Below are 12028 nucleotides of genomic sequence, written 5' to 3'. Positions count from 1 at the left end.
GAGAACCAACATGATCAAGGCAGAACCGTTCGACTTTCCCTATGACGGCAGGCTGATTGCCGAAACCACTGCGCTCATCGTCATTGATCTGCAGGAGGATTTCCTGTCGACGACAGGCTATTTCGCCAGGCAGGGCTACGATCCTGGCCCGCTGCGGGCCATTCTGCCGACTGTGAACCGTCTGATCGCGGCCGCGCGGGCGGCCGGCCTCAGGATCATCCACACCAGGCAAGGCTATCGGGCGGATATGGCCGACATGACGCCCTATGAGAAATGGCGGCGCAAGCGGGCAGGCCTCGAAGGAACCGAAATTCTGCTGCGTTCGAGCCCCGGCTTCCAGATCGTTGCCGAGATCGAGGTGGCGCCTGAGGACATCGTCGTCGACAAAACCTGCAACGGTGCCTTCACCTACACGGATTTCGAGCATGTGCTGCGCGCGCAAGGCATCACGCATCTCCTGTTTTCGGGATGCACGACCGACGTCTGCGTGCACACGACCTTGCGCGAGGCCTGCGACCGCAATTTCCAGTGCCTGACCATCTCGGATGCCTGCGCCAGCGGCGACAGATATGCGCATGAGGCCGCGCTGCACATGGTGACGGTCGAAAACGGCATCTTCGGCGCGCTGACCGATTCGACCGCCGTCATTGCGGCACTGTCGCAATTACCGGGCAAGGGGCGCTGATATGTCCGAGGAGACTAGCAACAAGGTGGCGACCAAGCGCCTGTACGTGTCGCTGATGCGGCTGACCGATAAAGGGCTGGCAGAGCTGGCCGGCAGCCCCGATCGCAGAAAGGTCAGCGAGGAGCGCGTTGCAGCACTCGGCGGACGGTCGGTCGCCTTCTATGCCACCCTCGGCGCCTATGATTTCGTCCAGGTCTTCGAAATGCCTGATAACGAAGCCATGCTGCAATATGTACTGACGGCCCGGCGCGATGGTTTCGTCGAGCCGCTGATCCTGCCGGCATTCGACCCGTCGGCCTTCGGCGCAATTGTCGAGCGGGTCTTGAAATGACGCGGTAGCCCTGCCTCAGGAGGGAGCGCGCGCTTCTCCTGTCGCGCGTGACGCAAACGCCCCCGGCTGAGGGACATCGGCCTCGCGCCGTGCCAGCGAATTGCGCAGCAGTGCGATCGCCTCGCGGCCGGCGGTCGCAATCTCGCGTGGCCTGTCGACGCCGACGATCATGAACTCCTTGATCCCCAAAGCGGCGTAGGAAAGCAGCGACAGCGCGACCTGCGCCGGCGGCCCGGCAAGTTCGAGCGCCTTCTGGCAGGAAGCGGCCGGCCTATCTTCCGAACGGATTCGGTCTTCCGTACGGATTCGGACGGGAAGCGCGAAACGCAGCTTGCCGGCCCGGCCGTGTTCGGCGGCGGCGCCGCGTACGCGCTCCATTGACTGGCGGATTTCTGCAAGCGAGCCCGGCGCCAGCTCGAACACGTCCGCATGCCTGCCCGCGACCCTGAGCGCAGTGCCCGACTGCCCGCCCATGCGGGTGGTCACATCGGCACCATGCGGCCCCTTGCGCGGCACATAGCCGCCTTTGATGCTGTAAAAGGTGCCTTCATGATCGAACGGCATGTCGTTTGACCACAACCGCTTCAGCAGCACCAGATATTCGTCGATGCGTTGCCAGATCACTGTGTGGCCGGCGGGACGTGTCTCGGCATCGTCGTCGCTCAGCGGCTCACTGAGCATCCTGAGCGACAGCCGGCCACCGCTTCTCTGGTCGAGAGCAGCGAGCTGCCGCGCCGCCACGGTTGGTTCGATCACGCCCGCCCAATGCGTTAGCACGACTTCGAGGGAGGAGGTCCGGTCCAGCGTCTGGGCGGCAAGGTCCATATTGGTCAGCAGTCCGGCCTGGTCGTCGATGACGATCCTCTGGAATCCGGCATCCTCGATCAGTGACAGCTTCGTCGCGGTCTCGACAAAGTCGTAGAAAAAGCTGGCGTCGGCGGCGTGGATCTTACCGGGAACATGCGTGAACTCGATCGGCATTGCCATCTCCTCCATCACGTTGGAATCAGGGCGCGCAAAAGCGCACCGGCATTCGGTTCATCAACTCCGGAATTTCTGCAAACGGCAGGCCGCTACCCCAAGGAAGCCTCGACGATCAAAGCCTCAATAATCAGGGGATCAGCCCCAGTACCACTGCCCCGGTGAATACAAACGCAAGGGCAAAGACGAGATACGCGAAAGCGCCGGCATAGGCCGGCCGCCACACCTGGTCGGAACCCAGCCTTTGGCCTTTGCGGGCAGTCTGAGCGTTCTGGCTATAGGACATATCGACCTCCGTCTCGGCGCTTAATCTATAAAATCAGTAGACTTTGTCGAGTGCTATTTTCGCCCGATCCTTAGAACAATTTTCTCCAAACGGCGGGCAAATTAGTGCTTTTACTGCTTAGCGCTGCCTTTTGAGGCACGCCGGGGTAGCGGCAGAAAACGTCAGGTCCATGTGTCTGTGGCTCCTTGGCCATCCCATGGATGCGGGATAGCATCGCTGCTTCAGCGGAAAGCCGCGACGTCGCGACAAAGCAGCAGGAGCAAAACATGGGCACAAGACTGGCCGGCAAGGTCGCCATCATTTCGGGCGGCGCGACGGGAATGGGCGGTGCGGCCTCGGAGCTTTTCGCGGCCGAGGGCGCCAAGGTGGCGATCATCGACCGCAACGGCGAAGCCGCCGCCGCCACCGCAGCGGCAATCAGGCAACGCGGCCATGTCGCCGAACACTGGGTCGCCGACGTATCGGATGAGGCGCAGGTCGAAGCGGCGGTGACGGGCGTGATGGAAAAATTCGGCCCGGTCACGGTTCTGTTCAATCACGCCGGCACCATCGTTATCAAACCCTTCCTGGAGACCACGCTGCAGGAATGGGACTGGCTGCATGCCGTCAATGTGCGTTCGATGTTCCTGATGACGCGCGCCGTGTTGCCCGGCATGATCGCCGCCGGCGGCGGTTCCATCGTCTGCACTTCGTCGATCTCGGCGGTGGCGGCGACGCCGATGGAGGTGCTTTACGACACCACCAAGGGCGCCTGTCACATGTTCGCGCGTGCCATTGCCGTCGAATTCCGCGACCGCAACATCCGCTGCAATGCGGTCTGTCCAGGCTTCATCAGGACACCGCACGGCCTGCGCGAGGTCGCCGATCTCGACAAACTCGGCGTCGATGTCTCCGACGCGGCAATGGCCGCGCAGCAAGGACGGATCGGCGAGCCGGAAGAGGTGGCGAAGGCAGCCCTGTTCCTGGCCAGCGACGAGGCCAGCTTCGTCAACGGCGCCCATCTGTTCGTCGACAACGGCTTTACCGCTATGTGAGAGGCGAAGCGCCGCTACCGCTCTTCGCGCCGGAATGGCTTGAGCAGCGCCGACGGGGCCACCGCATTGCGCGACATCACCGCCATGGCGACGATGGTGAAGATGAACGGCAGCATCAGGAACGCCTCGTAGGGGATATGGCCAAGCCCGCTCGCCTGCATGCGCAACTGCAAGGCGTCGACGAAGGCAAACAGCAGTGCAGCACCTGCCGATCGCCACGGATCCCAGCGGCCGAAAACGACGAGCGCGATTGCCACCCAGCCACGCCCCGAAACCACGCCGAAGGTGAACGCGTTGAACTGCGCCATCGACAGGAAGGCACCGGCCAGCCCCATCAAGGCACCGCCGAGGATCACCGCCTGGAAGCGCGTAGCGATGACGCTGACGCCGGCCGAATCAGCGGCGCGCGGGTTTTCACCGACCATGCGAACCGACAGGCCCCATGGCGTGCGGTAGAGCACGAAGGCGGCCAGGGGAATAGACAGCATCGCCATGTAGACCAGCGAAAACTGGTTGAACACCGCCGGCCCAAGCACCGGTATGCCGGACAGGATCGGGATCGGCAGCGTCTCGAACCCCTTGATGTTCGGTGGCACCGATTGCTGGCCGAAGATCAGCCGATAGAGGAAGTAAGCAAGACCTGAACTGAACAGCGTCACGCCGATGCCGCAGACATGCTGGCTGAGGCCGAGCGCCACCGTGAACAGCGCGTGCACGGCGCCCATCAGCGCCCCGGTCAGCACGGCGGCGAGCACGCCGAACCAAAGGCTGCCGCTGAGGCTCGCCGCGGTGAAGCCGGTCATCGCCGACAACAGCATGATGCCTTCGATGCCGAGATTGAGCACGCCGGCGCGTTCGGAAAACATTTCGCCCAGCGTCGCGAAGGCAAGCGGCGTGGCGATGCGAATGATCGCGGCCAGGAAGCCGACCTGGAAGATTTGCTCCAGCACCACGCTCATTTGGCTGTTCCCACGCGGCGGATGCGATAGGCGGTGAACAGCAGCGCCACCAGCATGGCGAGCAGCGCCGTTCCCTGGATGACTTCGCTGAGGAAGGCCGGAACGCCGGTCGCCCGCGACATCGCCTCGGCGCCGGTCATGACGGCAGCAAGGAAGATCGCCGCCGGCACCACGCCGAGCGGATTGAGCCTTGCCAGCATGGCGACGACGATGCCGGAATAGCCATAGCCCGGCGAGATGTCGCTCATTACCTGGAAATGCACGCCGCCGACCTCGCCGACGCCCGCAAGGCCGGCCAATGCGCCGGACAGCAGCGCCGTCGAAATCAGCACCCGCTCGACATTGATGCCGCCATAGCGCGCAGCCTCGGGGTTTTCGCCGGTGACCCTGATGCGGAAGCCGAGCGTAGTGCGCGCGACCACGAACCAGATCAGGGGTGCTGCGACCAGCGCCGCGACGACGCCGAGATGCAGCCGCGTGCCTTCGAGCAGCACCGGAAAATTGGCCGTATCCTCGATCGGCGGCGAGATCGGATAGCCGCTGAAACTATCCTTCCATGGCCCCTCGATCAGCGCCATCAGTGCGTAGAAAATGACCGAATTGAGCAGCAGCGAACTGACCACGTCATCGACCCTGAATTTCACCCGCAGCGTCGCAGGGATCAGGGCGACGGCCGCGCCGGCGGCGGCGCCTGCCAGCGCCATCAGCAGCATGGCGAGCGGACCCGGCATCGGAATGGCGCCGACGGCACAGCTCGCCACCGCACCGGCCAGCAATTGTCCTTCGGCGCCGATGTTCCAGAATTTGGCGCGGAAAGCGACCGCCACGGCCAGCCCGGTGAAGATCATCGGGGTGGCACGCACCAGCGTTTCGGTGATGGCATAGCTGTCGCCCAGCGACGCCGAAAACATCACGTTATAAGCCTCGACGACGCCGGCGCCAGCCAGTGCTATGAGGCCGCTGCACAGGATCAGCGTCGCCCCGATGGCGAGCAGCGGCAGCGCCAGATTGAACCAGGCGGGCGTTGAGGTGCGGGCCTCGAGACGGAACATCAAGCCTTTCCCTCTGCCCCGGTCATCATCAACCCAAGTCTGGCGACGCTGGCATCGGCGCTGTCCAGCGTGCCGACGATGCGGCCTTCATACATCACCGCGATACGATCCGAGAGCATCAGCAACTCTTCCAAATCCTCGCCGATGACGATGATGCCGCAGCCCTTGGCGCGCATGTCGAGGAATTTTTCGTGGATGAAGCGCGCCGCGCCGATATCGAGGCCGCGTGTCGGCTGCGAAACGATCAGCACCTTCGGATCGAAGGCGAGTTCGCGTGCCAGAAGCGCCTTTTGCAGATTGCCGCCGGAAAGCGCCCCGGCGCGCGTCATCGGCCCGGGGCAGCGTATGTCATAAGCCTTGATCTGTGCCTCGGTGAAAGCGCGGATCGCATCCGGCTTGAGCAGGCCGTTGCGGCTGAACGCTGCCGTGCCGATGCGCGGCAGCACCATCGAATCGGCAAGCGGCAGATTGGTGACCAGCCCGGTCGTCATGCGGTCTTCCGGGATGCGGCCGAGGCCGAGTGCCTGCACGTCGCGCGGCGAGAACCGCGAAACCGTTTTGCCGGCTATGGTCATCTTCCCGGCATCGGGCGCTCGCACGCCGGAAATCACTTCGGCAAGCGCGCGCTGGCCATTGCCGGAGACGCCGGCGATGCCGAGTATCTCGCCGCCACGAACCGATAGCGAAACATCGCGCAGCGCCATGCCGGAATGATGCGATGTCGAGATGCCGTCGAGGGTCAGCACGGCCGCACTGGGCATCGACGGTCCCCTGGCCGGAGGCACGATCTCGTGGCCGCACATCAGCCGCGCCATCTCCGAGGACGTGGTGCTGGCCGGCGCATCGACCCGGCCGGCAACGCGCCCATGCCTGAGCACGACGCAGCGATGCGTCAGTGCCCGCACCTCGTTGAGCTTGTGCGAGATGAAGATGATGCCGAGCCCTTGTGCCGCCATCGAGCGAAGCGCCGAAAACAGTCCGTCGACCTCTGTCGGCGCCAGCACCGCCGTCGGCTCGTCGAGGATCAGCAGCCTTGCGCCGCGAAACAGCGCCTTGACGATTTCCAGCCGCTGCTGCTCGCCGACCGCCAGCGCCGAGACGGGAAGGTCCGGGTCGAGCGTCAGCCCGTGCTGGCGGCCGATCTCGGCGAGCCGTGCCAGCCCGCCGGCGCGGTCGATCCGGCCCGATCTGCCGGGAATGCCGATCAAAAGGTTCTCCAGCACCGAAAGCCGCGATGCGAGATGAAAATGCTGGTGCACCATGCCGATGCCGGCGGCCAGCGCATCGGCCGAACTGTTGATCGCCACCGGCAGGCCCTGCACCAGGATCTCGCCGGCATCGGGCGCATAAGCACCGAACAGCACATTCATCAGCGTCGTCTTGCCGGCGCCGTTTTCGCCGAGCAGCCCGAGGATTTCACCCGGCGCGACGCTGAGATCGACGGCTTCGTTCGCCTTGACGGCGCCGAAGCTCTTGGAGATGCCGCGCATTTCGATGAGAGGGGCAGGCGTTGACAAGGCGGGATCCTGGTGGCGTTGACGCCGATATCCCTCCCCCTTGAGGGGAGGGTGCCGAGCGAAGCGAGGCGGGAGGGGTAACCTCAGCTGCCTCGACTTTTGACTTAAGACGACGGAGCGCGTCGCCGAGGACCCCACCCGGCCCTGCGGGCCACCCTCCCCTCAAGGGGGAGGGATCTCAGTCCGAGACCGGCGTATTCTCATCGACGTCGACGCGGAAATTGCCGTCGAGGATCTCGGCCTTCTTCTTCTCGACCAGTTCCTTGACCTCGGCCGGCAGCGTCTTGTCGAATTTATGGTAGGGCGCGAGGTAGGAGCCGCCCTTGGCCATGCGCGAGAAATCGCCGTAATCCTGCGCGGTGAAGACGCCGGCCTTGACCAGCTTGATCGCCTGCTCGACGGTCGGATACATGTCCCAGACCGGCCCGGTGATCACCGTGTCGGGGCCGAGGCTCGACTGGTCCGACATGTTGGAGATGGCGAGGATCTTCTTCTCCGCCGCCGCTTCGATGACGCCGAAGCGCTCTGCATAGATGACGTCGACGCCGGCGTCGATCTGGGCAACAGCCGCTTCCTTTGCCTTCGGCGGATCGAAGAACGAGCCGATGAAGGCGACCTTCTTCTTGATGTTGGGATTGACCTCCCTGGCGCCGGCAAAGAAGGCGTTGACCAGCCGGTTCACTTCCGGAATGCCCATCGCCGCGACGGCGCCGATCGTGCCCGATTTCGACATTTTTCCGGCGATCATGCCGGACAGATAGGCCGGCTCGTGGATCCAGTTGTCGAAAACGCCGAAATTCGGCTCGGCCGGCCCGGCGCCGGAGCCGAACAGGAAGGCGGTCTTCGGGAACTGCTTGGCGGTCCTGCGCGATTCGCGCTCGGCGGCGAAGGCATCGCCCAGCACCAGCTCATAGCCGCCCTGCGCATATTCGCGCATGACACGGCTGAAATCGGCGGTCTGCACCTTCTCCGACCATTTGTATTCGATGCCGAGTTCCTTCTCGGCCTTCTGCAGGGCAACGTGGATCTGGTTGTCCCACGGCTCCTCGATCGGCGTGGCGAAGATCGCCGCCACTTTCAGCTTCTTGGTCTTGGCAAAGGCGCTGCCCGGCAGCATCGCCGCCGCCAGGCCGAGCGCGCCCAGCTCCAGCACGTTGCGTCGCGAAAGCCCTTCGCGTTTCGATTGGATTCTGCTCTTCCCGTTGTCCATTGCATGCCCCTCTGATTGGCGCCGTGTCGAGCCGGCTCTCTTCTCTGGAATATCAGCGAAGGAACTATGGAGCGGTGCCCGGCTTTTGTCCACATGGTCAAATTTGAGTGGGCGGAGCGCGCCATCAAATCGCCCGGCAAATCCACCCTTGCTCACAATCTCTCGAGCGCCACCGCAATGCCTTGGCCGACACCGATGCACATGGTGGCGAGGCCGTAGCGGGCGCCGCGTTCGCGCAGCTCCAGCGCCGCCGTACCGGTGATGCGCGCCCCGGACATGCCGAGCGGATGGCCGAGCGCGATGGCACCGCCATTCGGGTTGACGTGCTCCGCGTCCTCGGCAATGCCGAGCTGGCGCAGCACGGCGATGCCTTGCGAGGCGAAGGCCTCGTTGAGCTCGATGACATCGAATTGCTGCGGCTTCAGCCCGAGCCGGGCGCATAGCTTTTGCGTGGCCGGCACCGGACCGATGCCCATGATGCGCGGCGCCACGCCGGCGGTGGCACCGCCGAGGATGCGGGCGATCGGCGTCAGTCCGTATCTCCTCGCTGCCGCTTCCGAGGCAACGATCAGCGCCGCGGCGCCGTCATTGACGCCCGACGCATTGCCGGCGGTGACCGTGCCGCCTTGCCGGAACGGCGTCGGCAACTTGGCCAGCGCTTCGATCGACGTGCCCCCGCGGGGATGCTCATCTCTGTCGACAACGACCGGATTGCCCTTACGCTGCGCGATCATCACCGGCGTGATTTCCTTTGCCAGACGGCCATTGGCTTGCGCGGCTACGGCCTTGTCCTGGCTGCGCACAGCAAATGCGTCCTGGTCGGCGCGGGAGACGGCGAACTCTTCCGCCACGTTCTCGCCGGTCTCCGGCATCGAATCGACGCCGTATTGCTTCTTCATCAGCGGATTGATGAAGCGCCAGCCGATCGTAGTGTCGTAAATCTCGGCATTGCGCGAAAACGCGGTCTCGGCCTTCGGCATGACAAACGGAGCACGGCTCATCGATTCGACGCCGCCTGATATCATCAGCTCCGCCTCGCCGGCCTTGATCGCGCGGGCGGCAATCATCACTGCATCCATTCCCGAAGCGCAGAGGCGATTGACTGTCGAGCCGGGAACCTCCTTGGACAGGCCGGCCAGCAGCAGCGCCATGCGTGCCACATTGCGATTGTCCTCGCCGGCCTGGTTGGCGCAGCCATAGACGACGTCGTCGATAGCAGCCCAATCAATGCCTGGATTGCGCTCGATCAGCGCCTTCAGAGGGATCGCGCCGAGATCGTCGGCACGTACCGCGGACAACGAACCGCCAAAGCGTCCGATCGGCGTGCGTATGTAGTCGCAGATATAGGCCTCGGCCATTACGCAGCCTTCCCTTTTCCCGGCCCGGCCATGTTGGCCGCATTTTTCTTGAGACGAAAGCACATCTCGCCGCCGGCCGTTAGGCCAAGAGCATATCTTCCGCTCCTACATGCGGGGAGCGGCGGATCAGCCGATGCTTTCACCGCCGTCGATCACCAGCGCCTGGCCGGTCATGAAGGACGAGCGGTCGGAGACGAGGAACAGGATCGCTTCGGCGATTTCCTCCGCGCTGGCCCAGCGCTGCATGGGAATCTTGGTGCGGACATAGTTCTCGATCGCCGCCCGCCCGCCCATCTGAGTGATGAACGGCTCGTTGAAGGGCGTATCGACCCAGCCAGGGCACAGCGCGTTGATGCGGACATTGTGTTTGGCATAGTCGAGCGACATCTGCCGTGTCATCGCCACCACAGCATGTTTTGAGGTTGCGTAGGCGATCATTTCGCGGTCGTAGAACACACCCGAATTCGAGGCGGTATTCAGGATCACCCCGCCGCCTTGCGCAATCATCGACGGCATGACCAGCCTCGCCGCGAGGAACTGCGCCCGCACATTGATCCGCCACGAGGCATCCATGCCGTCGGCGCCGACTTCGGTCAGCGTGCCGCCGACCTGGATCCCGGCATGATTGTGCAGGATGTCGATCCGCCGATGCCGGCCCAGCGTTCCTGCAATGAGCTGCTCGACCGCCGCATCCTCGCCGACATCGGTGGCGACGGCCTCTGCCCGACCGCCGGCCGCACGAATATCGGAAGCGGTTGCTTCCCCCGCCGCCTGGTCCCTGTCGGCGATCACCACGAGCGCGCCTTCCCTGGCCATCATCATGGCACCGGCACGCCCGATCCCCGACCCGGCACCCGTCACCACGGCGATGCGATCTCTCAGAATCATGTTTTTTATCTTTCAGTGTGATGGTTTTCGTTGCCGCAGTTGCCATTGGGCAAGCACCACGAGCAGAACGGAGGCGACAAGCACGATCGTCGCGATGGCATTGATCTCCGGCGTGACCCCGCGCCGGATCGAGGCAAAGACATAGATCGGCAATGTCGTCTGTGCGCCGGCGACGAAGAAAGCGACGATGAAATCGTCGAAGGAGAATGTGAAGGCGAGCAGGAAGCCGGCGATCACCGCCGGCATGATCTGCGGAAACACGATGCTGCGGAACGTCGTCAGCGGGGTGGCATAGAGGTCGCTCGAGGCCTCGACCAGGTTGCGGTCGAGGCTGCCGAGGCGCGTGCCGACAATCATCGCCACCAGCGCCATCGAAAACAGCCCGTGCGCGGCGATGATCGAGCCATAGCCAAGCGCCAGGCGCGGCGGCTGGTCGTTTGGCCACAGCGAAGCGACAAACGGGTTGACCACCCCGAATAGCTGGACCAGCGCGACCAGCGTCGAGATGCCGATGACAACGCCAGGAACGACGATCGCGGCGCCGAGCAGCGCATCGAAAATAGCTCGCGTCCGCGCGCCGACACGCGCCAGGCCAAGCGCGGCCGCCGTGCCGCACAGCGCCGCCAGCAAGGCGCTGGTCGTGGCGATGAACAGGCTGTTCGTCAGCGCTTCGACCAGGAACGGGTTCGCCAGGGCCTTGCCGTACCATTGCACCGAGAAGCCGGTGAACTCGCTGGCATGGTGGCCGGCGTTGAACGAGAACAGCACCACCAGCGCGATCGGCAGGTAGAGAAAAGCAAAGACCGCAACGACGAAGGCACGCATCAGATCAGGTCCACCCGGCGGGCACCCGAAAGCCGGGTCGAAATGCGGTTCGCGGCAAGCAGCACGACCACGGAGACCGCCACAAGCATGATGGCGATTGCGGATCCGAACGGCCAATTGCGCGATTGCAGAAACAGATCGACTAGCGCATTGCCGATGAAGAACACCTTGCCGCCGCCGAGCAGCGTCGGGATCAGATATTCGCCGAGCAGCAGGATCATGACCAGCGAGAAGCCGGTCATCACACCTGGCAGCGACAGCCGCAGCGTCACGCCGAGGAATGTCGAGAGCGGCGTCGCGCCGAGATCGGCGGAGGCCTCCAGCAGCCGGCGGTCGAGCCGCTCGAGGCTGACATAGATCGGCAGGATCATCAGCGGCAGATAGCCATAGACGATGCCGAGCAGAACCGCTCCCGGCGTGTTGATCAGCCGCACGTCCTCGACCCCGACATAGGCCAGCAGAGCCGGGATGCCACGCCCGCCAAGCACATACATCCATGCATAGGTCCGCATCAGCAGGCTGGTCCAGAACGGGATGACGACAAGCGCCAGCAGGATCAGCCGCCACCGTTGCGGCGCGCGCAAAGCGAGGTAGTAGGCGACCGGATAGGCAACGAGAAGACAGGCCAGTGCACCCGCCGGCGCCAGCACCATGGTGTTCCAGAACGCGGTCGCCCGCGCCGGAAGATTGGCGTACTGCGCCAAGGTGAAAGCGGCTTGATAGCCGCCTTCCGGCGCCCGCTCGCCGACGCTGAAGACGGCGATCGCCACGAACGGCAAAACTAAAAACACCAACAGCCATGCGGTCGCCGGACCGAGCAGCAGGGCAGTCAGGAGATTGTGACGAAGGACATTGCCGCGCATTGAAAAAACCGCCCCGATGCCGGCGGACATCTGTCCGCC

General features: G+C 64.1%; 13 protein-coding genes. 3 read left to right on the top strand and 10 right to left on the bottom strand.

Features of this window, described 5'->3' with window-relative positions; genetic code table 11:
- The first annotated feature begins 10 nt into the window (after nt 1–10).
- Nucleotides 11–685 carry a cysteine hydrolase family protein gene (locus AC0L2X_RS05455; RefSeq protein ID WP_473558281.1) on the top strand — a complete coding sequence of 225 codons (675 nt, stop codon included), beginning with the start codon at nt 11–13 and terminating at the stop codon, nt 683–685.
- 1 nt (nt 686) lies between these two features.
- Entirely contained in the window at nt 687–1016 is a 330-nt protein-coding gene (locus tag AC0L2X_RS05450; protein WP_352492243.1) for a GYD domain-containing protein, read from the top strand.
- A gap of 15 nt (nt 1017–1031) precedes the next feature.
- Here the strand turns inward: AC0L2X_RS05450 and AC0L2X_RS05445 are convergent, their stop codons facing one another.
- Entirely contained in the window at nt 1032–1997 is a 966-nt protein-coding gene (locus AC0L2X_RS05445) for an LLM class flavin-dependent oxidoreductase (protein WP_473599359.1), read from the bottom strand.
- Nucleotides 1998–2127: 130 nt separating this feature from the next.
- Nucleotides 2128–2283: a hypothetical protein gene (locus AC0L2X_RS05440; RefSeq protein ID WP_023678176.1), complete on the bottom strand. Its 156-nt coding sequence runs from the start codon at nt 2281–2283 to the stop codon at nt 2128–2130.
- Between the two features lie 266 nt (nt 2284–2549).
- On the opposite strand from AC0L2X_RS05440, the gene AC0L2X_RS05435 reads away from it, so the two are divergent.
- Nucleotides 2550–3317 (top strand): SDR family NAD(P)-dependent oxidoreductase, encoded by a 768-nt coding sequence (locus AC0L2X_RS05435; protein WP_352669369.1) that lies wholly within the window; start codon nt 2550–2552, stop codon nt 3315–3317.
- Between the two features lie 14 nt (nt 3318–3331).
- Here AC0L2X_RS05435 and AC0L2X_RS05430 read toward each other — a convergent pair whose 3' ends face one another.
- The 8 genes from AC0L2X_RS05430 to AC0L2X_RS05395 form a co-directional block, all read right to left on the bottom strand.
- Nucleotides 3332–4276 (bottom strand): ABC transporter permease, encoded by a 945-nt coding sequence (locus tag AC0L2X_RS05430; RefSeq protein ID WP_473558275.1) that lies wholly within the window; start codon nt 4274–4276, stop codon nt 3332–3334.
- A complete protein-coding gene (locus tag AC0L2X_RS05425) occupies nt 4273–5328 on the bottom strand; it encodes an ABC transporter permease (RefSeq protein ID WP_473599358.1) in 1056 nt (351 codons plus the stop codon). Before AC0L2X_RS05425 ends, AC0L2X_RS05430 begins: the two co-directional genes overlap by 4 nt.
- The gene (locus tag AC0L2X_RS05420; protein ID WP_473599436.1) at nt 5328–6818 is read right to left on the bottom strand and encodes an ABC transporter ATP-binding protein; all 1491 of its coding nucleotides are present in this window, start codon (nt 6816–6818) and stop codon (nt 5328–5330) included. The genes AC0L2X_RS05425 and AC0L2X_RS05420 overlap by 1 nt, the downstream gene beginning before the upstream one ends.
- 205 nt (nt 6819–7023) lie before the next feature.
- Nucleotides 7024–8055 carry a BMP family protein gene (locus AC0L2X_RS05415; protein ID WP_352451297.1) on the bottom strand — a complete coding sequence of 344 codons (1032 nt, stop codon included), beginning with the start codon at nt 8053–8055 and terminating at the stop codon, nt 7024–7026.
- A gap of 152 nt (nt 8056–8207) precedes the next feature.
- Nucleotides 8208–9413 (bottom strand): 3-oxoadipyl-CoA thiolase, encoded by a 1206-nt coding sequence (gene pcaF, locus AC0L2X_RS05410; protein ID WP_473599357.1) that lies wholly within the window; start codon nt 9411–9413, stop codon nt 8208–8210.
- A gap of 126 nt (nt 9414–9539) precedes the next feature.
- The gene (locus AC0L2X_RS05405; RefSeq protein ID WP_292657206.1) at nt 9540–10301 is read right to left on the bottom strand and encodes an SDR family NAD(P)-dependent oxidoreductase; all 762 of its coding nucleotides are present in this window, start codon (nt 10299–10301) and stop codon (nt 9540–9542) included.
- A gap of 12 nt (nt 10302–10313) precedes the next feature.
- The gene (locus AC0L2X_RS05400; RefSeq protein WP_473599356.1) at nt 10314–11126 is read right to left on the bottom strand and encodes an ABC transporter permease; all 813 of its coding nucleotides are present in this window, start codon (nt 11124–11126) and stop codon (nt 10314–10316) included.
- Nucleotides 11126–12019, bottom strand: a complete 894-nt coding sequence (locus AC0L2X_RS05395) for an ABC transporter permease (protein ID WP_473599355.1) — start codon at nt 12017–12019, stop codon at nt 11126–11128. Before AC0L2X_RS05395 ends, AC0L2X_RS05400 begins: the two co-directional genes overlap by 1 nt.
- Between the last annotated feature and the right edge of the window lie 9 nt (nt 12020–12028).

Source organism: Mesorhizobium sp. WSM4828, assembly GCF_055811175.1.
This window is presented reverse-complemented; position numbering and strand designations above follow the sequence as displayed.

Bases quoted from the DNA above. Each gene is read 5' to 3' on its own strand.
- AC0L2X_RS05405 (WP_292657206.1), bottom strand. From the start codon at position 10,301: ATGATTCTGAGAGATCGCATCGCCGTGGTGACGGGTGCCGGGTCGGGG.
- AC0L2X_RS05400 (WP_473599356.1), bottom strand. From the start codon at position 11,126: ATGCGTGCCTTCGTCGTTGCGGTCTTTGCTTTTCTCTACCTGCCGATC.
- AC0L2X_RS05440 (WP_023678176.1), bottom strand. From the start codon at position 2,283: ATGTCCTATAGCCAGAACGCTCAGACTGCCCGCAAAGGCCAAAGGCTG.
- AC0L2X_RS05430 (WP_473558275.1), bottom strand. From the start codon at position 4,276: ATGAGCGTGGTGCTGGAGCAAATCTTCCAGGTCGGCTTCCTGGCCGCG.
- AC0L2X_RS05450 (WP_352492243.1), top strand. From the start codon at position 687: ATGTCCGAGGAGACTAGCAACAAGGTGGCGACCAAGCGCCTGTACGTG.
- AC0L2X_RS05415 (WP_352451297.1), bottom strand. From the start codon at position 8,055: ATGGACAACGGGAAGAGCAGAATCCAATCGAAACGCGAAGGGCTTTCG.
- AC0L2X_RS05420 (WP_473599436.1), bottom strand. From the start codon at position 6,818: ATGCGCGGCATCTCCAAGAGCTTCGGCGCCGTCAAGGCGAACGAAGCC.
- AC0L2X_RS05435 (WP_352669369.1), top strand. From the start codon at position 2,550: ATGGGCACAAGACTGGCCGGCAAGGTCGCCATCATTTCGGGCGGCGCG.
- AC0L2X_RS05455 (WP_473558281.1), top strand. From the start codon at position 11: ATGATCAAGGCAGAACCGTTCGACTTTCCCTATGACGGCAGGCTGATT.
- AC0L2X_RS05395 (WP_473599355.1), bottom strand. From the start codon at position 12,019: ATGTCCGCCGGCATCGGGGCGGTTTTTTCAATGCGCGGCAATGTCCTT.
- pcaF (WP_473599357.1), bottom strand. From the start codon at position 9,413: ATGGCCGAGGCCTATATCTGCGACTACATACGCACGCCGATCGGACGC.
- AC0L2X_RS05425 (WP_473599358.1), bottom strand. From the start codon at position 5,328: ATGTTCCGTCTCGAGGCCCGCACCTCAACGCCCGCCTGGTTCAATCTG.
- AC0L2X_RS05445 (WP_473599359.1), bottom strand. From the start codon at position 1,997: ATGCCGATCGAGTTCACGCATGTTCCCGGTAAGATCCACGCCGCCGAC.